Raw genomic sequence first — 20,045 nt, forward strand, 5'->3', positions numbered from 1 at the left:
CGATCCGAACGGCGACACGATAGGGACGCCGTCGAGATCAGAACGCTGCGTCGAGCTCGCGTTCGCGGTCGGTTTTGGCTGCTGCGAAGGCGAGGCGGAGCGCTTCGCGGATGGAGGCGCTCCGGTCGTCGACGCGTGTGGTGAACCCGAGGCGCGTGGCTTCCGCGGTGCGCTGCTTTCCGCTGACAACGGGTCGGATCTCGCCGGCCAGGCTGATCTCGCCGAAGGCGGCGAGCGTGTGCGGGATGGCCCGCTCGGTGGCGGCGGACGCGATCGCGAGGGCGATCGCCAGGTCGGCGCCCGGTTCGGCCAGTCGCACCCCGCCGACGGTGGAGACGTACACGTCTTTGTCGCCGAGCTTGATCCCGGCCCGGCGCTCGAGCACCGCGAGCAGCATCGCGACGCGGGACGAATCCACACCATTCGTGACGCGGCGCGGGTTGGGCGCCGTCGTACCGACGACCAGCGCCTGAACTTCGACGGGAAGCGGTCGCCGGCCCTCCATCGCCACGGTGACACAGGTGCCGGACACCGGGGTCGAGGTTCGACTCAGGAAGAGCCCGCTGGGGTCGGACACTTCGGCGATGCCGTCTCCGGCCATCTCGAAGCACCCGACCTCGTCCGTCGGTCCGAAGCGGTTCTTCAGCGCACGTACGAACCGCAGGGCGGTCTGCCGGTCGCCTTCGAACTGGCACACCACATCGACCAGGTGTTCGAGCAGTCTGGGGCCGGCGATCGACCCGTCCTTGGTGACGTGTCCCACGATCAGGATCGGCAGGTCCCGCTCCTTGGCGATGCGCACCAGCGCGCTGGCCACTTCGCGGACCTGGCTCGGCCCTCCGACGATGCCTTCGGCCGAACTGCTGGACACGGTCTGCACCGAGTCGATGATGACCAGCGTCGGTCTGACGGCGTCGATCTGAGCCACGATGGTGGCCAGGTCGGTCTCGGAGGCCAGGTAGAGCTCGTCGTGAACGGCTCCGGTGCGCTCGGCGCGCATCCTGACCTGGCTCACGGATTCTTCTGCGCTGACGTAGAGCACGCGATTGCGCGCGCGGGCCGCCCGGGACGCGACCTCGAGCAGCAGCGTCGACTTGCCGACTCCCGGTTCACCGCTCAGCAGGATGGCCGCGCCGGGAACGATGCCGCCGCCGAGAACCCGGTCGAACTCCCCGATGCCGCTCGGGCGCCGCGGCATGCTGTCGGCCTGGATGTCGACGATCGAGCGAGCTTCCCGACCGGCCGCGATGCTGACCGGCTTGAGCGCTCGGAGTACACCGGTGGGCTGGGCCGTCTCGGCGACCGTGCCCCAGGCCTCGCATTCTGGGCAACGGCCGACCCACTTGGCCGTGTTCCAGCCGCATTCGGAGCAGCGGTAGTTGATGGACGCCTTCGGCACGGCACCTCCTCGATCGGGGTCCACACTACGGGGAGCCACTGTCATCGCAGGGAGGATCGCGGCGACCTGTGGACATCCTGTCCCGACCGGTGGATGTGAGCACTTCTGTGCGTCGGTGGCCGAGTGCAGAATGGGCCGCATGGCTGATCTCACGTTCACGCTCCGTTCCGGTCGGGCCGTCGGGCTGTCCGTTTTCGGCGACCCCGACGCCGAGCGCATCGTGGTGTTCTGCCACGCCGCGCCCGGCTCCTCGGCCTTCGATCCCGACCCTGGCGCCTCCGCAGAGCGCAACGCCCACATCGTGGCGATCGATCGCCCGGGTTACGGTTCGAGCGACCCATGGCCGGCGGGCAGCTGGCCGAGCATCGTGCGCGCTGCCGACGACGTTGCCGAGTACATCCGCTCCATCCTGGTCACCGAGAGCGTCATCGGCGGCTCGCGTCCGCGCTCGGTCGGTGTCGCGGGATGGTCGGCGGGCGGACGGATTGCGCTCGCTGTGGCCGCCCGGCATCCGCAACTGGTCGACCGGGTCGCCATCGTGGGCACGCCGGCGCCCAACGAGGCCGTGCCGTGGATCGACCCGCAGCTGCAAGCGCTCTCCGATCAGCTGGGAGCGATGCCGCCTGACGAGGCGATGGCCCGTCTCGGCGCCATGCTGCAGCCGCAGGCCGATGCCGTCGACGCCGCCTCGGAGCCCGGCGAGGTCCCGTTGGACCTTCTGGGGGTCGGCGCCGCCGATGAGCAGGCGCTCGCCGGGCGGGGCGTGCACGACCGTCTGGGGCGGATGCTGAAGGAGGCGTTCCGCCAGGGGACACGTGGGGTGGCCGGCGACATCCTCAGCTACACCGCCCGGCCGTGGGGCTTCGATCTCGCCGATGTCGTCGCGAAGACGCTGGTCATCGCGGGCCAGGCGGACCCGCTCGCCGGCCACGCCCACGCCGCCTGGTATCAGCGGTCTCTGCCGGACGCGCGGTTGGAGATGGTGCCGGGTGTCGGCCACCTGGCCATCGTGCCGGTCTGGGGACGCATCCTCTCGCACCTGGCTCCCGCGGACGTCAGGCGCTGATCGCCTCGCGCTCTACGACCTCGCCGCGTCGCGGGTACAGTGCACGCGCCCGCGCGGTGACAGCCGGCAGGAACGCGGAAGCCCACACCCGGTAGCCGTGGTCGTTCGGGTGGAAGAGGTCTTCGGCGAACTGCGTGAAGACGCCGCGGAGGCCCTCGTGGCGCATGGTCTCGTGGAGCGGCGCGACCTGCAGCCCGCGCGCCGTCGCCTCCTCGCGCAGGATGCGGTTGCCCTCGGCGACGAGGCGCTCGTTCCAGGGCAGGAAGAAGTAGGGGAGGTCGCCCACGATGGCATGGTCCGGCAGGGCGGCGAAGACCGCGCGCAATCCGGACCGGAAGCGCTCGGGGTCGAAGGAGGCGATGTCGTTCGCACCGATGGAGACCGTCACGATGTCGGGCTGGAGCGAGTTGAAGCGGGGGAGCTGGTCGGCGACCGCGAGCGCGACCGTCGCCCCGGAGACGGACAGGTTGGCGACCCGCACCGTCCGCCCGGTGACCGCCCGCAGGTGGTCCGCGATCACGCCGACGTAGCTGTTCTTGGGCGCCGAGGCACCGATGCCCTGCGCTGCGCTGTCACCGATGGCCACGTACAGCAGCTCGCCCGGGTCTTTGGCCGCATCCCGCCACCACTTGGAGTGCACCGGCAGCAGCTCGTTCAGCCGAACGCGCCCCTCCGCCACTGCCACCCGCTTCGCCTGAACCCGCTGCCAGCCGACGCCCGCCAGAGCAGTCGTGGCCACGAGGCTCGCGGCCGCGACGACGATGCGACGGAGTGCTCCCATGCACGGAACAGTACCCCGGACCACCGACCCCGCCACGGGCTCCCACCCGATTGGAGAGGATCGCCGGAATCGCGTACGATGGTCCGCGGTACCGTGTCCGAGCGGCCGAAGGTGCAACTCTCGAAAAGTTGTGTGGGTGAAAGCCCACCGTGGGTTCAAATCCCACCGGTACCGCCATGTGCAAGCCCCCGCGATCCCAGCGTTTACCAGGGATCCGGGGGTTTTCCCTTTCCCAGAAGAGGCGATTTGCCTACAACCCACACTTTGCCCGTTACGTTGTTGCTGCCTCTTGGGGCAGCATCTGAGGGGTAGTTGCCTGTCGCGGCCTCACCTTGAGGGCTCTGCCTCCGCGGGTTTCCGGCGGTTCTGTACCTGATAACCCCCACCGCTGCGCGGCTCGACGATGAAGAGTTCCGTAGCGCGAATCAAATCCGAAAGCTTCGCGTAGCCCCAATTTCGAGAATCGAAGTCCGGCTGCTGCGCTCGCACTAGATGACCCACAGTGGCGAGGTTGGCCCAGAGGTCTTCACCAGCTGCCGTCGCCACAGCCGTACGCAATCCGGAAACGAGCTTCGTGTCGCCACGGAGACTCGCCGATGCCACGCGGGTGGGCGCGGCCTTGGAGTTGGGCACGTCGACCTCCTCGATCACGTCGAGGTAGGTGAACCGGTCGCATGCGTTGCGAAACGCTTCGGGCGTCTTGCGCTCACCGAACCCGTAGACGGTGACACCTTCCTCCCTGATTCGAGAGGCGAGTCGTGTGAAGTCGCTGTCCGAGGACACGATGCAGAATCCGGAGAATCGGCGTGTGTAGAGCAGATCCATCGCATCGATGATGAGTGCGCTGTCGGTCGCGTTCTTGCCGGCTGTGTTGGCGAATTGCTGGATCGGCTGGATGACGTGCTCGCTCGCGACGGGCTTCCAGCTCGCCAGGTTCGGCCTGGTCCAGTCGCCGTAGATGCGCTTTACCGACGCCGTCCCGAATCGAGCGACTTCGGCGAGAACTGCTCCAATTCTCGAGGGCGAGACGTTGTCCGCGTCAACGAGCACGGCAAGTAGGTCATTCGGCTGAGCCATTCGACAAGCATGGCATCTCAGGTTTGCTTGCGGCCGGAGCGGAGGACCGCAGCGCTGCTCGCGTCCAGCCGGTGTCGAATTCGACACCAGCGATCAGATTGACCGAGCTCTCGCTTCATGGAGAGCGGTAGAGACGGCGTCCAGGTCATCATCAAAGAGGTCGGCGTACACATCCAGCGTCATCGCGGCCGAGGCGTGGCCTGCTTTTCGGTGCACAGCTGTTCCAGCGGCTCGACGAGAAATTCCGGTTTCGACGACGTGCCTGGCGCAGCGCAATTCCTACCTGGCCTGACGACGATTCGGCAGGAGTTTCCTTCCCTCGGTCGAGAGAGCATCACGGTTCTCCTCGATTGGTGCCCGAGCCGGCGGCCTCGGACGTCGGACGAGCTTACGGATTCACGACGGCCCTGTCGACGCCGATCTCGGTACCGGAGGCGTGCTCCGCTCCCTTGCCTGCGACCGTGATCGTCAGCGTGTGGGTGCCAGGAGCCAACGTCGGCGATTGCCATATCAGCTGATTGCCTTGTCGCACCTTTCCGTAGAAGTCCGCCTCAACCGCAGGGGCGCCGTCGATGGAGATTTCGGCGATTCCCTGATTCGACGCACGCAGCCCATACAGGTCGACGCTCGTGCCGCGGAAGGCGAACGTCGCGGTGTCTCCAGGATTGGTCGACGAGGTCTCCGACGAGTGGAAGAGGCCAGGCCGGTTTATGCAGCCGGGACAGCTCACCCAGCCGCTTCCCGCGTAGTCGAATCGACCGAGTCCAGGCCCGGTGCTCTGGTCATCCACCGAGCTGGGCCCCGCCAGCCCCGGGATACTGTCGATCCGGTCGATTCCGACCCATCCGTTGCCGCCGTGCGAACCGGCGACGACGACCTTCAGTGTGTGCGGACCGGACGGCAGCACCGGGCTTTCCCACACGAGCCCGGAGGCTGCGCCGTTTCTCCCACCTGCGGTGGCGAACGACAGCGTTGCAGGAGATGACCCGTCGACGGTGAGGTCGGCTGCGCCGCCTGAACGGCTGAGCACGCCGTAGAGCTTGACCTGGGTTCCGGTGAAGTTCACCGTCGCTGTGGCACCTGCTCGGTTGCTCGCGCTCACGGTGCCACCGTAGGCGCTCGAGATGTCGTCAGGCGTGAATCCTTCGCAGCCCTTGCCCTTGTGGCTGGAGCCGCAGTGCTCCCAGTCAGTGCTTGTGTAGGCGATGCCGCCGTCGCCCTGCACCGAGTCGTCCACCGTGGCAACGTCGGCCAATGGTTTCACCGAGAGGTTCTGGAATTGGGTAGCGGCGTAGTTTCCCGAGAGGCCGACCATGCCAGACTGCCAGTCGCTATCCGTCACAGACGAGACCTGTTCACCATCGATGGATGCCGTGATGTCGTTGCCCGCGAACCCGAGAGCGAGAGTGTGCCATCCGGTGGATGCGCCGCCCAACTGGCCGGCCGAGAGCTGTTGCCACGTGCGGCCGCCGACGCCCTTGCCGACCGACCACGATCCATCAGCGGCGAGGGTCAGACCATATCCATTGGGTACAGAGGGCATGGCTGCACTCCCGGCGCGGCCCAGTATCTCGCCGGTGCCACCGGCTGGAATGTAGGTGTCCACGCTCGTCGTGTAGTTGCTCCAGTCGAGGTCGCCGACGATTCCGGCGGGCTGCTTCCAGGCTGCCCACGAGATCGCCGGTTGCGGTGAGACCTGCGCCAGACAGGTGCCGCTTCGACCCGCATGGCACGGACGCTCCTCGTACGCTCCCTCCATCTGGGAGAAGTACGGCGTCTGTCCGCTCGCTCCACCTGTCGCCAGACTGCTGGTGAATGGGAACGGGAAGGCGGAAGCGGCCGGTCCGGCAGCATCACCGTGGTGCTGGCCACTTGTCGTGGTGATGGAGACGGTCGAGTTGGCAGGGATGGTTACGGTGTATTGACCCTGACCATCGATGCGGAGGTCCGCTTGGCGCTCGAACGACTGGGTTGCGGTGGTCTGCCAGACGTGGAGCGGGCCTTTCTTGAGTCCACCTGTGGTCGACAACGTCACCGTGCGCGGCGCTGTCGTGCCGATGTTCTCGATCACAGTGCTCCAGTCGCCGCCACGCGGTGAACGGAGGGACACGTAGCTGCCCTGGTCCTGGTCGCTGTTGTCCAGGTACCCGCTCGAATCGTCCAGATAGTGCCAACCGGGCTGCGTGAACTGCGTCGTCTGCGCCATCGCCCAGATCGCGGACTGAACCGTGTATTCGCCCGACCACGGGGTGTTCGCTCGCATGAGGCCCGCATCGGAGATGCTGAGCCCCTCATAGTACGAAGTGATCAGGTTCCAGATCTCGTCGCCCGTGATGCGCCCCTGGATGTAGTTGTGATTCAGCTCGGCCGGGATCGACTTGAGCGCGCCGCCCGCACCCCATTCGGCCGACCACGGCCCTCCCTCTGAGACCCACAACGGCTTGTTCAGAGTTTGCGCTGTGTCAGAACTCGGGCCCGTCGAATAGTGATTGCCGAGAAGGCCGACCGCGTCGTTCAGTGCGGGATCGGCCGCCATAGCGTCGGCGATCGGCCATGCCCCGTGAGAGGCGGCTTCGTCCGATGCGATGATGCGCACTCGTGTATAACCGGCCTTGTCGAGCGCAGCACGGAACTGCTTGATCCACGCGGCGTCGTACGTGCGCTCGTTCCGCACGCCCATGTTGTCGATCGTCAGACCCTGGCTCTTCGCACATCCCAGCCAGTCCAGCATGTATTCGATGTTGTCGTCCGAATAGTATTCGCCATTACCGATCCAGCCAGGCGCCCCCCACGCCAGCGCACCGAGCTTGATGTTCGGATTGCGTCTGACTGCTTCCTTCATGAGCCACCACTCGTATCCCGCGTTGCAGTCCACGACGCCGCGTGCGTGTTCGTGGCTCGACTCGGACCCGTCCGTCGTATTCGTGTCGCCGCCGATCTCGACTTTCAGGAGCTGCAGCGACGCCCCGTAGTTCGGCTCGAAGAGATAGTCCAGAATCTGGTCGCGCTGGGCGACGGGATAGTCGAGCAGCAACCGTGAGGTCGCCCCGCCTCCGGAGACCGCACCGATACCGTCGAAGGTGCGTCCTCCGCTTGCGCCGTTGACCGTGATCTGCGCTGTGGCCGGCGGTGCGCTGGCCGCTTGTGCGGCGGGAGCGGCAATCAATGACGCCCCGAGCGTCAACGCTCCGAGCACCGCCATTCCTGCGCGTCGCCCGCGCGTCCTCGCATGAGTGAGAATCCGATTGTCGTCATCGTTCATCGTTCAATACCTCTCTGTATTGTTCGTATCGTTCGCGCCTGAACTCGGTGATCGCGCGTCGTCTACGACCGCCGGGACATGACGGGCCCGGTTGCGCGTGCGATTCCACGAAGTTCGGCCTGCTCATGGTTGCCAACTCGCAAGGGACGCTGAGGGCTCACGGCGCAGTAGTAGTGCTCGAGGCGACCATCCCATGAGATGACAGCGGGTTTGTGCGTGTGGGTGGAGTCGATGGAGCCGACCGGGCCGATGTCCAGGAGGATTTCGTCCGATTTCTCCCAATTGCGGAGGTCGCGGGAGGTGGCGTAGCCCTCGCGGGCGTGGCCGTCGGCGGCGAGGCCGAAATAGAACATGATCCAGAACTCGCCGTCGCGGAGTACGCAAGGGTCGGAGGCGAAGCGCTCGTCGAAGGAGCCAGGGGCGCCGGTCGTCAGTACCGCGTCCGGGGAGACGCGCTGCCAGTTGGTCAGGTCGCGCGACACTGCGAGCCCGGTCTGCTCGGCCCACGACGGGGGGACCGCGACGGACCCGAACTCGTCGTGGTCCTTGGCGTTGTAGAACACGTAGAAAAGGCCGTCGTGCTCGAGCAGCCACGACTTGTAGAGCCCGCCGCGCTCCCACGCACCTCCGTCGCCGGCCCGGAGGATGTCGCCGGTCTCCTCCCAGGTCTCGAGGTCCCGGCTGCGCAGGAAACCGATCGAACCGGGACCGGCTTCGTAGCCGGCGGCGGGATATGCGTGGTAGGTCGAGAGGTACCAACCGTCGAAGGTACGCAGAGCGCCGGGCGAGAAGAGGTCGTTGTCGCGGACGATGGAGGTCATGGCTGCGTTGTAGCGACGCAGCTCGCTGGCCGGGTCGCGCGGGAGGACGACATGGCCCGCCCCCCAGCCGGCCTCGCCCTTCCAGGTCAGCGCGGTCTGGTAGCCGGTCCCGTCCCAGCCCACGTAGGTCATCCCCTGGTGGCCGTCGACCGAGAACACGAACGGGCAGTCCACGGCGAGTGCGTCAAAGGCTCCGGCGCGGCGCGAGGGCCGCACCGCGAGCTCGTTCTCCCGAAGCGGGGTAGCGATGCGCTCGGTGGCGAAAGCAGGGTGGATGATCGTCATGGGTCACTTTCCCGTACCGGCGACGAGGCCGGACACGTAGTAGCGCTGAAGGATGATGAACAGGACCACGCACGGCAGCATGGTGACGGTGATCCCGGCTTGCAGGCCACCCCAGTCGATGGTGTTGAGCGGGCCGTTCTGCGCGTTGAGCAGCGCGATGGGCAGGGTGAAGCTGGGGTTGTTGTTCAGCAGCACGAGGGCGGCGAGGAACTCGTTCCAGGCGGCCAGGAAGGCGAACAGCGCGATCGTCACGACGCCGGGGGCGACCAGCCGGAGGACGACGCGGGGGAGGGCGGTGAACTTGGTGCAGCCGTCGAGCTCCGCGGCCTCCATGATCTCTTCGGGGACGCTCTCGAACGAGTTGCGCATCATGTACACCGCGAAGGGCAGTTGGAAGGTCGAGTAGATGAGCGCGAGACCGAACAGCGAGTTGGTCAGGTGCAGCCAGGTCATCACGGTGAAGAGCGAGACCAGGAGAGCCGGATAGGGCACCAGCAGCATCCCGACGGTCACGCCGAACAGGGCCTTCTTGCCGGGGAACCGGAAGCGTGCGAAGGCGTAGCCGGCGAACACCGCCGCGACCGTGGTGATCACGACGGTCATCAGGGTGACCGCGGTGGAGTTCAGCACGTAGCCGAGGAGGGACGAGCCGGAGCCGTCGAGCTTGGCGAAGTTGTCGAGCGAGAAGTGCGAAGGCCACCAGACCGGCGGCGACGAGTTCGCTTCGCTCGTCGGTTTGAAGGCGCCGATGGTCGTCCAGACGATGGGAAAGGCGAACAGGAGGGCCAGGACGAGGGCGAGGCCGACGCGGAACGGGTTGCGCGAGTGCTCGTCGGACGTGGCCCGGCGGCGGCCGCCGCGTGCGACGGATCGGCGATTCTGGGTGAGCACGGACATGGTCAGGCCTTTCCACGCTGTAGGCGCACCTGCACGAACGAGATCGCCGCCATGATGATCACGATCACGACGGCCACAGCCGCCGCGTATCCGCGCTGCAGGCTGACGAACGCCGCGTTATAGAGGTAGTAGACGACCGTGACGGTCGAGTTGTCGGGACCGCCCTTGGTCATCGCGAAGAACTGATCGAACGCCAGGAACGCCGTGGTGAGGTTGAGCAGCACCACCAGCGAGAGGGGCTTCGCGATGAGCGGAAGGGTGATGCGGACCAGCGTGGTCCATCCCCGGGCGCCGTCGATCCGGGCGGCCTCGTAGATCTCCGGCGGGATAGAGTCCATTCCGATGATCAGCACGAGCATCGCCAAGCCGGCGGTCTTCCACACCGTCATGACGACCACGATCGCCAGCGTCGAGCCGGTATTCGCGAACCAGTCGGTGCCGACGGGGACGATGCCGAGCGCGGCGCCGATGGCCGGCAGGACTCCGGTGCGCACGTTCGACATCGACAGCCACAGCAGGCCGGCCGGCGCGAACCCGATGGTCACCGGGGCGAAGAGCAGCGCCCGCACCGCCGTGCGGCCCCGGAACCGGGGTCGCACGAGCAGAGCGAGGCCGAGGGACACCGCCAGGCCGAGCACTGATGTCACGACCGTGTACAGCACCGTGAACAGTGCCGCTTGGCCGAACTTCGGATCGCTGAGCACGTGGCTGTAGTTGTCGATCCCCGCAGGCGCCGGCGTTCCGAACGTCGGCCACTGGAAGAACGACATGACGAGCGTGAGCCCGAACGGCAGCAGGAAGAACAGCGCGATGAGCAGAGCACTGGGTGCAGCGAGCAACCAGCCCAGCGTCGCCTCCCCGCGGGCGACCGCGCTCCTGCGGTTCGTTCGGCGACCTGCGACCCGGAGGGAGGGTGCGGTCGCGATGGCGTCGGCCATGGTCGGTGTCCCTTCGGTCACTTGGTGATCGCGTCGGCGGCTTTCTGGGCCGTCGCGGTCGCCACTTCGGGCGACACACCGTTGAACACCGCGGACTGGAACATCTCCAGCCACGGGCCCTGCGCGCTGGCGATCACGTCGTTGTAGTGCGTGGACACGTATGTCTGACCATGCTTGATGAGCTGGGCCGGAACCGTGAACTGGTCACCGAGGCTGCTCGGCACGGCCACGTCGGTGCGCGGCGACAGAGCCGGCAGCTTCAGGTAGACGTTGGAAGCGGTCGCCTTCGAGGTCAGCCAATCGATGAAGTCCCACGCCTCGTTCTTGTGCGAGGACTGCGTCGAGATCGCGGCGGCGTCGCCTCCCGAGAACGTGGCCGTCTGGCCGTCCTCCGGGCCCGGGATGGGGGCGAGACCGAACGAGAACGCGGGGTCCTTGCCCAGAGTGGCGGTGTTGACGCCGTTGCCGCCGCTGAAGTTGATGCCGACCTTTCCCGAGGCGAAGACCGAGAAGAACCCGTCGCCGGTGTCCGTCTTCGACGACGCGGGGATGTCCCCGTTCGCGTAAAGGGTGTGCAAGAAGCCGAGCGCTTTCTGGGTGGCCGGGTTGTCGAAGTCGAAGGAGCCGTCCTTCTTCACGACCTCCTGCTTCTGCGCCCAGATGGTCGGCGTGAAGTCGTAGGCGAGCGAACCGGCGGCATCACCCGAGATGTAAGCGCCGTGGATGCCGTCGCCGAGTTTCGTGATGGCGTCGGCGGCCTTGATGATCCCGTCCCACGTCGTCGGCGGCTTGTCCGGGTCGAGCCCGGCCTTGGTGAAGAGGTCCTTGTTGTACAGATACAGCGAGGTGTCGGTGACGTACGGGACGCCGTACACCTTGCCGTTGGCGCTTGACGCCTGAACGTGCGCCGGGGCCAGGTTGCCGTAGGCGCCCGACTTTTTGAGCAGGTCGGTCAGGTCGAGCGCGGAGCCGTTCTGCACGATCTGCGGCATGAACACGAGGTCGGCCGCAAGTACGTCGGGCAGGGAACCCGACTGCGATGCCTGTGCATACTTGGTGACGTACTGGTCGGCGGGCACGTGGGTGATCGCGACCTGGTTCTTGTGGGTCTGGTTGTACTTCTTGACCACCGCATCGGTGACCGCCTCGTTGCCGGGGCGGACCCAGAGGGTGAGTTTCGCGCCGTCGTCCTTCGCCGTGATACCGGCGGATCCGGTGCTGGCGGATGTGCCTCCGCTGCAGCCCGCGAGGGCGATGGCGACGGACGCCGTGGCCACCAGGGCCAGAGCCTTGACCGTGCTCTTCATACCTCAACTCCATTGTTGTCAGGGGCGGCGATGATGCCGCGAGGGTGTTCCGGAAGGCCAGTATTGCAAAGTTTGCGGAAAGTAGCAAAATTTTCTGACGTGGAAGAAAGTTTTCCGTTCTGCTATGGTCGGCGTGTGGAAAACAATCCGTCGACAGCGGCCCGTCGCATCACAGCGACCGAGGTCGCACAGCGCGCCGGCGTGTCAATCAGCACGGTCTCCAAAGCGCTCTCCGGGCGCGGCTCCGTGCGGCTCGACACACGACAGCGCATCCTCGAGGTCGCCGCCGACCTCGGCTACCGGGCGCCGCACACCGAGCCCGGCCCCGCCGCCTTCGCGCCCGGCCCCACGGGCGCCGTCGGCGTGATCATCGAGGATCAGTTCGGCCGCCTCACCGTGCCGGTGCTCCAGGGGGTGATCGAGCTCTTCGCCGAGCGCGACACCGCCCTGCTACTGGTCGACGGTCGCGGCGATCCCATCCGTGAGGCGCACTATGTCGACTCCTTCCTCCGCCGCGGCGTGGACGGCATCCTCGTCGTCGGCGCCGGCGTCTACCCGCGCGAGCCGCTGCGCGCGGCACCCGGGGTACCCGTCGTCTACGCGCTGTCCTGGTCGAGCGGGCCGGACGACGTGTCGATCTCGGTGGACGACGCCGAGGGCGCGCGCATGGCCGCCCGGCATCTCGTGTCGACCGGGCGCATGCGCCTGGCCTTCATCTCCGGTCCGCAGCGCGACACCGCATCGACAACCCGGCTGGCGAGCACCCAGGCCGTGCTCGCCGAGGCGGGAGGAGAGCTCGTGCACGAGCCGCTCTTCGGTCAGTGGACCGAGCGCTGGGGCCGCCAAGCCGTCGGCCAGCTGCTGCGCTCCGGCGCGCAGTTCGACGGCATCGTCTGCGGCAGCGACCAGATCGCCCGCGGTGCGCTCGAGGCGCTCCGCGAGGCGGAGGTTCGCGTGCCGCACGACGTCGCTGTCACGGGCTTCGACAACTGGGATGTCATGGTGGAGGCCAGCCGGCCGCCCCTGACGACCGTCGACATGAGCCTCGCCGAGGTGGGGCGCCACGCGGCTCGGACTCTCCTGGACGCGGTCGAGGATCCCGTTGCCCCGCGCCTTGAGCGGGTCGAGTGCCAGCTGGTGCCGCGAGAGTCGACCGCTCTCGATTGACCTGATCCCGCCGCAGGAGAAACGGCCGGCCCGCACTATGTGCGAACCGGCCGTTCCGTCATCCGGGAGGCCCTATTTCCCGAACACCTGGATCTCGGCGAACTGCATCTTGTAGGCGCCGGAGTCCTGCCGCAGGTTGGTGCCTGTGACCCGGACGAAGCGTGCGCTGCGCGGGGCGAGTGTGAAGCTCTGTCCCGCCGCGGTCTTCGGCTGCGCGTATCCGGTCTGCGTCACCCCGGCCGTCCACGTGACGCCGTCGGTCGACGTCTCGATCGTGAAGTCGATCGGGAAGCACGTCCCCGGGTCCTTCAGGTCGTAGTCACGCTGATCCAGTTCCACCGAACCGACCGTCTGAGCCGAGCCGAGGTCGACGGTGATCGCCTCGGTGTGGTTCTGCGCGATGTTGGCACTGCTCGACCAGCCCCACGTGTTGTCGGCGCTGAAGGCGTCGCCGTCGGTCACCTTGGCGACGCCCCAGTTGGCGTCCTCCTGGCTGCTCGTCGCCGTCGCGGTCTTGCCGAGGGCGAGATCGGTCGGCACGGTGTTCTGCCACACGTAGCCGTCGGAGTCGCCTCCGGCCAGCGTGACCGTGTGCCGCGAGTGCCCCGTGGCGTCGTAGGAGTACCGCACGACACCCATGGCGTCGGCAGTCGCGTGCGCCGTCCGGTTGCCGTCGCGCACGGTGTATTCCATGCCGGGGGTCTGGCCGGACCACTGCAGGGTGACCTGCTGCGGCGTGGTGGCAGAGTAGTCGACCACCTGCGTCAGTTCGTCGCGGTACGTGACGGTGAGCGCATCCTTCGCGTGGATCGTCCTGGTCACCGAGGTGCCGTTCATCGACGCCGGGATGTTGGGTGCGATGGTGACGCCGCCTGCCGTGGGCTGGATGCCGAGCACGTCCGAGAACAGACCGGTGGCTCCGTTCGCGTTCGACGGGAACCACGCCTCACCGGTGTGCGGGTTCAGCTGCCAGTCCATGAAGCTGTAACCGTTGAAGCCGTCCTTCGTGTACCGGGCGAGGGTGTTGTTCAGGTAGTCGAGCGACTGCGAGCGCTCGCCCACCAGGGCGGCCGCGCGCATGTACTCCTCGGTCATTAGAGGGTAGATCACGCCGTCCTCGAGGCCGGTCTGGAAGTGATCCCCTGTCCAATCCTCGACGTTCGCCTTCATCGGGATGAAGTTCTGCGGGATCATTCCGAGGTGGTTCTTGGCCACGAGGGTGTCGATGCCGGCGAGGATTGTCTTTGCGCGTGGGAGGTCCACCAGGCCGTAGGTGATCGCCTGCAGGTTGAGCTGCGTGTGGTACGTCGCTCCCTGGGCGGTGCCGTCGGGGCAGCGCCAGTAGGCGAACATCCCGGTGGCCGGGTCCCAGAGGCCGCCGTCGGCGGTGTTCTTGTTGAACGTCGCCTTCAGAGCGGCAGCGGTCTGCGCGTACGAGTCCGCCTTGGCGGTGTCGTGGAAGACGTCGCGCTCCAGTGCGGCCCATTTGTCCAGAGCGCCGTACATCAGCTCGTTGACGTAGCCGCTCTCGTACTTGACGTAGTAGGCGTCGTTCCACTCGCGCAAGCCGTGCTGCTTGGTGCAGTCGAGGGTGTCGTTGTGGAACATGCCGTCGGCGTTGGCGTACTGGTTGGTCAGCATGTAGCCGAGCGCTGACTCCACCGAGCCGCGCATACCTGCGAGCCAGGAGGTGTCACCGCCGTACTGGTACATGTCCGACACCGCCAGGGCGTAAGACGGGTCGGCATCGAAAAGCTGATTGGCGGTCCAGGTCTGGTCGCGGTGGAATGCGCGGCCCTTCATGTGGCCGTCGGAGCCTTGGGCGACATCCTTGAACCAGGTCAGCAGGTTCTGCTGGGAGGCGGTGGTCGCCGGGTCGTAGAGGCCGAGGACCGTGCGGTCGGCGTAGACCATGTCGTACGGTCCGACACCGGGGTAACGCAGGCCGACGGTGGACATCCCGTAGCCCTTGTCGATGATGCCGGAACGACCGAACTCGTTGATCAGCGAACTCAACGCGGTCGTGTCCTTCACGCCGTTCACCTGGCCGCCGAGACCCGCGTAAGCGTCGTAGTCGGCCGGAGCGAACCGGAAGGACGCGGTATCCTGCTGGTCCTGTGCCGTCGTGACCGGCGAGTAGATGACGGCGTTCGTCAGGTTCGACGAGTGGCCGCCGTAGATGAGCCCGGAGGCCGACGATCCGGCGGTGTAGGCCCACGTTCCGCTGGACTGCAGCTGGGTCTCCTGATAGGTGTTGCCGTCACCGGTGTAGGAGAACTCGCTGGCGATCGAACGCGGACTGCTGGTGCTCACCGCCAGCCCTTGCTTGCGGTCGTTGGAGAGGAAGACGAACTGTCCCTCCTCGACGCCGTAGCGGTCGTTGGGCTTCGACAGGAAGAAGTTGTTCGTTCCGGTGTAAGCGTTGCCGATCGGCAGGTCGCCGCCGTCCTCGGGGCGGCGGATGTCGTCCCACACCCGTGCCCAGCCCGTCTCCAGTTGGCCGTTGTGACGGATGCTCGTGTTCCCGGTCTCGAGCCAGTGGTAGCTGCGGGTCGAGGACACGTCGATTCCGTCGGGGCCGAGGGCGAAGGTCCACTTCTCCTCGATGTCCACGTCGCTGTTGGTCATCGAGAAGGACACGGTTGCCTTGTTGCCCGTGGTGGCCACGGTGCCGTCGCCGGTCGCCGTCCGGCTGTCGAGGGTGGATCCGTCGACATCGAGCTGTGCGGTGCTGTAGATGCCGGCGTTCAGCAGCTCGGTGTCCTCGTCCTTGAGCGAGGTGACGCGTGCACCTCCCGCGTACGAGAGCACCATGCTCATCGTGCCGTCGCGCAGGGTCACCGTCTTCGCCGTGGCATCCTTCGTGACGTGGCTGCCTCCGCCGCCCACGACACCAGCCGTGACAGGACCCTGCGCAGGCGCGGCTGTCGCCGTCCCCGCGCCGATGACTGCGGTCGCGGCCGCGAGCGCCGTTACGGCCAGGATTCCCCCTGCGGCCCTCGCGCGCCGGTTCGGTGAGCTCCCTCCGCCCCTCGTCCGCCGCCTGTGCTGTACCCGGTCGTCTGTATTCCGCCTCATTGCTGGCTCCCGTCTTTGCCCGGCTCTCGGTTGCTCCATCCTCGGAGTGATCGGCGCGGTCGAGCACACTATGGCAAAGATAGGAAATAGTTGTCAAAGATTTCCTGCATTTTCCTAAATCGCGAGAAAAGTGGTTGCTATTTCCCTCGTATGGATGGCATACTAGCCGTGAAACGATTCATATTGATTCTCAACGAGGAGAAGCCGTTCGTGACTGCGCTAAATGCCCCCCGGTTCGCTGGAACAAGAGGACCGACACCGCGCAAGTGGTTACCTTCCGTTGTCGCAGCCATGATGATTGCCGGCCTCGTCCTCGGCGGAAACGCCGGCGCCGACGCTGCAGAATCGACCCCGCTAACGGACCGTGCGCCTTCCGGGGTCAGCATCAACGGCTTGCGGATCGACAATCGCAGCGATGAGCCGCTGGGAGTCGATGACCCGACTCCGACGTTCAGCTGGAAGCTGACCGGTACCGGTGCTTCAGCGAGCCAGGCCGCATATGAGGTGCGCGCCACCGATGGTCCGGGCCGGGTGATTTGGGACTCCGGTCGGATCTCCGCGTCCACTCAGCGGGCTACGTACGCGGGCTCGTCGCTCACCTCGCGCATGGACGTGTCGTGGCGAGTGCGAGTTTGGGACGGCAGCGGCAAGAGCTCCGGGTGGAGTTTGCCGGCCACCTTCGAGATGGGTCTGCTGACGCCCTCCGACTGGGGGAATGCGAAGTGGATCCAGCTTCCGCCGCCCCCACTGAACCGCGGGGTGACCGTCGATGTCGGCCCGCAAAGTGCGCGTTACGTTCGTCTCGACGTGACCAAACTCGGGTTGCCGCTCGTCGAAGCCTCCTATGGCGCTGTCTCGCGGCTCGCGCTTTCAGAGATGCAGGTATTGTCCCCGGACGGGACAAACATCGCCCTGGGGCACAGTGTGTCCGCCTACGACCAGTTCGCATGCCCGGGCTGCGGCACAAAGCTGCTGACCGATGGCAAGATCATCAGCCCCGGCTATATGAGTCGGCAGTCGACAACCCAGGATGTCAGCCCGTCCAAGTGGGTGCAGATCGACCTCGGGACGGTCCAGAGCTTCGACCGCATTGTGCTCTTTCCGCGTACCGACGCGCGTACGCCGGACGGCCAGATCCCGGAATTCCCCGTCGACTTCACGATTCGCGCTTCGGCGGCCTCGTCCTCTCTGACTTCTGCGGACATGGTCAAGACGGTTACGGCCGAACCGACCCCGCAAGGCCCAGACCGGAGCAACCCCCTGCCGATCTTCGCGAAGCCCTTCACCGCGGCAAAACGCGTCGCCAACGCGCGGCTTTACGTCGCGGGCTTCGGAGCATACGACGCGACGGTGAACGGCAAACCGGTGACTGACACCGTTCTGAACCCAGGCGTCACCAACCCGCTGCGTTCGGCCGAATACGGAGCCTACGACGTCACCAAGCTCCTTCAGAGGGGCGACAACACTGTCGGCGTAGCACTCGGCAACGGGCAGACCGATGTCTATCCGCAGACCAACGGGGAGTCCGGGCGCACCGACGTTTACACGAAATTCAACTCGACCCCGATTCCCACCGGCGCCCTCACAGCGTCGGTGGCGGTCGGCGACACGACGGTCAAGCTCTCCAGCGTCGGCGGTTACTCGGTGGGAGACACGGTGAATGTCGACACGGGTGACGGCGGGACACGACTGGAGTCACGAAGGGTGACGGAGGTCGGCACTGCCTCGCTGACCGTGTCGTCCGCATTCCAGCAGAACCATTCCTCCGGCGCTGTCGTGCTCGGCTCGGGCTCGCCCACGGTCGGCGAAATGACTGTGTCGCCCCGCATGATCGCGCGCCTGGAGCTGACCTATAGCGACGGCAGCAGCGCCACGATCAGCACGGACCCGACGTGGCGCGTGAAGCACGGCCCGACAATCACCGACAACTGGTACGCCGGGACCGACTATGACGCGCGCGCGGCCCAGCCCGGCTGGAACAGCCCTGGCGCTGATCTCTCGGACACCACGGGCTGGGAGAACGCCTCGATCACTTCGCCGCCGTCGCTGGACACGAAACTCGTCTGGCGTTCAGCGCCTCCGGTACGGGTGCAGAAGACGTTCACACCAGTGACGATCAAGCACGTCGGCGATGGCTCGTGGTCCTTCGACCTCGGACAGAACTTCGCGGGCATGCCCCAGTTGCACCTCCCGGGGGGCGCTGTTCCCGCAGGCACGGTCATCCGCCTGACACCCGGTGAGACAGCGAGCGGAGATGGCTCGGTGAGCACCGCGTCCGCGGGTTCCGCGACGGGCATCCTCGACACGTACACGACGTCTGGCGACGCGGCCGGTGAGACGTTCGCCCCGCAATTCATGTATCACGGGTTCCAGTACGTGCAGGTGACCGGGCTGCCGGCCGACTTCACTCCGGATAAGAACACTCTCGTGGGCCTCCAAACGAACGCTGACGTGCCCTCGGGCGGCGATGTGACCACCAGCGACGCGCTGATCAATCAGATCCACTCGATGGCGGAGTACTCGATCCGCTCCAACATGCAGTCCATCTTCACCGACTGCCCCACCCGCGAGAAGCTCGGCTGGCTCGCCGACATGATTCAGTCGATGGGCGCGATCCGTTCGGATTTCGACGTCTCCGCCTTGCTGCGCGGAACCGAGCAGAACATGCTCGAGTCGCAGCAGCCCAGCGGGCTCATCCCGGGAACGGCGCCCGAGTTCCCGAACTTCGGCGGCGGCTACCGTGATGACGTCAACTGGGGCGGCGCGTTCGTCCTGACACCGTACGAGCTCTGGAAGAGCTACGGCGACACCCAGACAATGCGCCAGTACTACAAGCCGATGCAGGACTACGTCGCCTACGTGCAAGCGCAAATCTCCAACGGCCTACTGGTCAGCGGGCTAGGCGACTGGATCGCCGGCGACACGACAACGCCGAAGGATGCCACGGGCACGTACGGCCTCTACATGATCGCCTCAGACATGGCGCAGATGGCCACCGAACTCGGCCACGACGACGATGCTTCCGCCTACCGCAACCTGGCCTCCCAATTGGCGGACTCCTTCAATGCCGCCTTCTTCAACCCGAGAACCGGGTCGTACACCAACGCCGGATCGGGCGGCACCACGGGATCCCAGACCCTCGACGCCCTGCCATTGGTGATGGGGATCGTCCCGGCTGCCGCGAAGCAGTCGGTGCTCGACGACCTGGAGGCACGCATCTACGCCTACCACCCCGGTGCGAACGGCACCGGCCCGCACATGTCCGGCGGCGAGGTCGGGCTCCAGCCGACCTATGAGGTGCTCATGGAGAACGGTCGGAGCAAGGTGCTCTGGGACGTGCTGCAGGAGCCGTCAGCGCCGAGCTACGCCAACTTCGTCTCGGCGGGCCGAACGACGATCCCCGAATCCTGGGACATGGCCGGCTCGCAGAATCACATGATCCTGCTGCAGGTCGACGAATGGTTCAGCGCCGGCCTGGCCGGTATCCAGCAAGCGACGGACTCCACGGGCTTCGACAAAATCGTCATCAAGCCCCAGCCCGTCGGAACACTTACCCACGTCGCCGGCAACCGCCAGACCCCTCACGGCGCAATCACCAGCGAGTGGACGAAAAGCGCGGATGGGTCGCTCAAGCTGGATGTCGCGGTCCCGGCCAACACCTCCGCCGAAGTCTGGGTGCCGACCCTCGGCAAGGGCGTCAGCGCCCCCACCGGGGCCACCTTCGTCCGCGACGAAACGTCCGGTGACAACACCTACGCCGTGTACTCGGTCAAGCCCGGCAGTTACCGCTTCATCGGCGGCGTCAGCAGCCTCACATCGCGCGTGGCCCCCTCAACCACCGGCATTCCCCGTGTCGGCCAGACCCTGACGGCGCACGATGGCAGCTGGTCCCCCCAGCCGACGGCGCTGGCCTACCAATGGCTGCGCAACGGTGAACCCATCAAGGGCGCCCTCTCCCGGCCATAGT

General features: G+C 66.4%; 12 protein-coding genes and 1 tRNA gene. 4 read left to right on the plus strand and 9 right to left on the minus strand.

Annotation, left to right across the window (positions count from 1 at the left end; all coding sequences use genetic code 11):
• Nucleotides 1-37 precede the first annotated feature (37 nt).
• Nucleotides 38-1,399: a DNA repair protein RadA gene (gene radA, locus AB4079_RS13655; protein WP_441787850.1), complete on the minus strand. Its 1,362-nt coding sequence runs from the start codon at nt 1,397-1,399 to the stop codon at nt 38-40.
• Between the two features lie 139 nt (nt 1,400-1,538).
• Between radA and AB4079_RS13660 the strand changes: the two genes are divergently transcribed.
• Nucleotides 1,539-2,465: an alpha/beta fold hydrolase gene (locus tag AB4079_RS13660; RefSeq protein WP_441787851.1), complete on the plus strand. Its 927-nt coding sequence runs from the start codon at nt 1,539-1,541 to the stop codon at nt 2,463-2,465.
• Here the strand turns inward: AB4079_RS13660 and AB4079_RS13665 are convergent.
• Nucleotides 2,455-3,246 (minus strand): SGNH/GDSL hydrolase family protein, encoded by a 792-nt coding sequence (locus AB4079_RS13665; RefSeq protein ID WP_441787852.1) that lies wholly within the window; start codon nt 3,244-3,246, stop codon nt 2,455-2,457. The two genes, AB4079_RS13660 and AB4079_RS13665, sit on opposite strands and share 11 nt — an antisense overlap.
• Nucleotides 3,247-3,333: 87 nt before the next feature.
• Between AB4079_RS13665 and AB4079_RS13670 the strand changes: the two genes are divergently transcribed.
• A tRNA-Ser gene (locus AB4079_RS13670) sits at nt 3,334-3,423 on the plus strand.
• Nucleotides 3,424-3,573: 150 nt separating this feature from the next.
• Here AB4079_RS13670 and AB4079_RS13675 read toward each other — a convergent pair.
• From AB4079_RS13675 to AB4079_RS13700, 6 genes are all read right to left on the minus strand, one after another.
• On the minus strand, nt 3,574-4,323 hold the full coding sequence (locus AB4079_RS13675; protein ID WP_441787853.1) for an NYN domain-containing protein: 750 nt from the start codon (nt 4,321-4,323) through the stop codon (nt 3,574-3,576).
• A gap of 388 nt (nt 4,324-4,711) precedes the next feature.
• Nucleotides 4,712-7,519 carry a hypothetical protein gene (locus AB4079_RS13680; RefSeq protein ID WP_441787854.1) on the minus strand — a complete coding sequence of 936 codons (2,808 nt, stop codon included), beginning with the start codon at nt 7,517-7,519 and terminating at the stop codon, nt 4,712-4,714.
• A gap of 128 nt (nt 7,520-7,647) precedes the next feature.
• A complete protein-coding gene (locus tag AB4079_RS13685) occupies nt 7,648-8,691 on the minus strand; it encodes a hypothetical protein (RefSeq protein ID WP_441787855.1) in 1,044 nt (347 codons plus the stop codon).
• 3 nt (nt 8,692-8,694) lie between these two features.
• On the minus strand, nt 8,695-9,588 hold the full coding sequence (locus AB4079_RS13690) for a carbohydrate ABC transporter permease (RefSeq protein WP_441787856.1): 894 nt from the start codon (nt 9,586-9,588) through the stop codon (nt 8,695-8,697).
• Nucleotides 9,589-9,590: 2 nt separating this feature from the next.
• A complete protein-coding gene (locus AB4079_RS13695; protein WP_441787857.1) occupies nt 9,591-10,526 on the minus strand; it encodes a carbohydrate ABC transporter permease in 936 nt (311 codons plus the stop codon).
• Nucleotides 10,527-10,543: 17 nt separating this feature from the next.
• Nucleotides 10,544-11,833 carry an ABC transporter substrate-binding protein gene (locus AB4079_RS13700; protein WP_441787858.1) on the minus strand — a complete coding sequence of 430 codons (1,290 nt, stop codon included), beginning with the start codon at nt 11,831-11,833 and terminating at the stop codon, nt 10,544-10,546.
• 135 nt (nt 11,834-11,968) lie between these two features.
• On the opposite strand from AB4079_RS13700, the gene AB4079_RS13705 reads away from it, so the two are divergent.
• Nucleotides 11,969-13,000 (plus strand): LacI family DNA-binding transcriptional regulator, encoded by a 1,032-nt coding sequence (locus AB4079_RS13705; RefSeq protein ID WP_441787859.1) that lies wholly within the window; start codon nt 11,969-11,971, stop codon nt 12,998-13,000.
• Nucleotides 13,001-13,072: 72 nt separating this feature from the next.
• Here AB4079_RS13705 and AB4079_RS13710 read toward each other — a convergent pair whose 3' ends face one another.
• The gene (locus tag AB4079_RS13710; protein WP_441787860.1) at nt 13,073-15,889 is read right to left on the minus strand and encodes a discoidin domain-containing protein; all 2,817 of its coding nucleotides are present in this window, start codon (nt 15,887-15,889) and stop codon (nt 13,073-13,075) included.
• 480 nt (nt 15,890-16,369) lie between these two features.
• On the opposite strand from AB4079_RS13710, the gene AB4079_RS13715 reads away from it, so the two are divergent.
• The gene (locus AB4079_RS13715) at nt 16,370-20,044 is read left to right on the plus strand and encodes a family 78 glycoside hydrolase catalytic domain (protein ID WP_441787861.1); all 3,675 of its coding nucleotides are present in this window, start codon (nt 16,370-16,372) and stop codon (nt 20,042-20,044) included.
• Nucleotide 20,045 lies beyond the last annotated feature (1 nt).

It is taken from the genome of Leifsonia sp. 2MCAF36 (assembly GCF_052115525.1).
GTDB lineage: Bacteria > Actinomycetota > Actinomycetes > Actinomycetales > Microbacteriaceae > Leifsonia.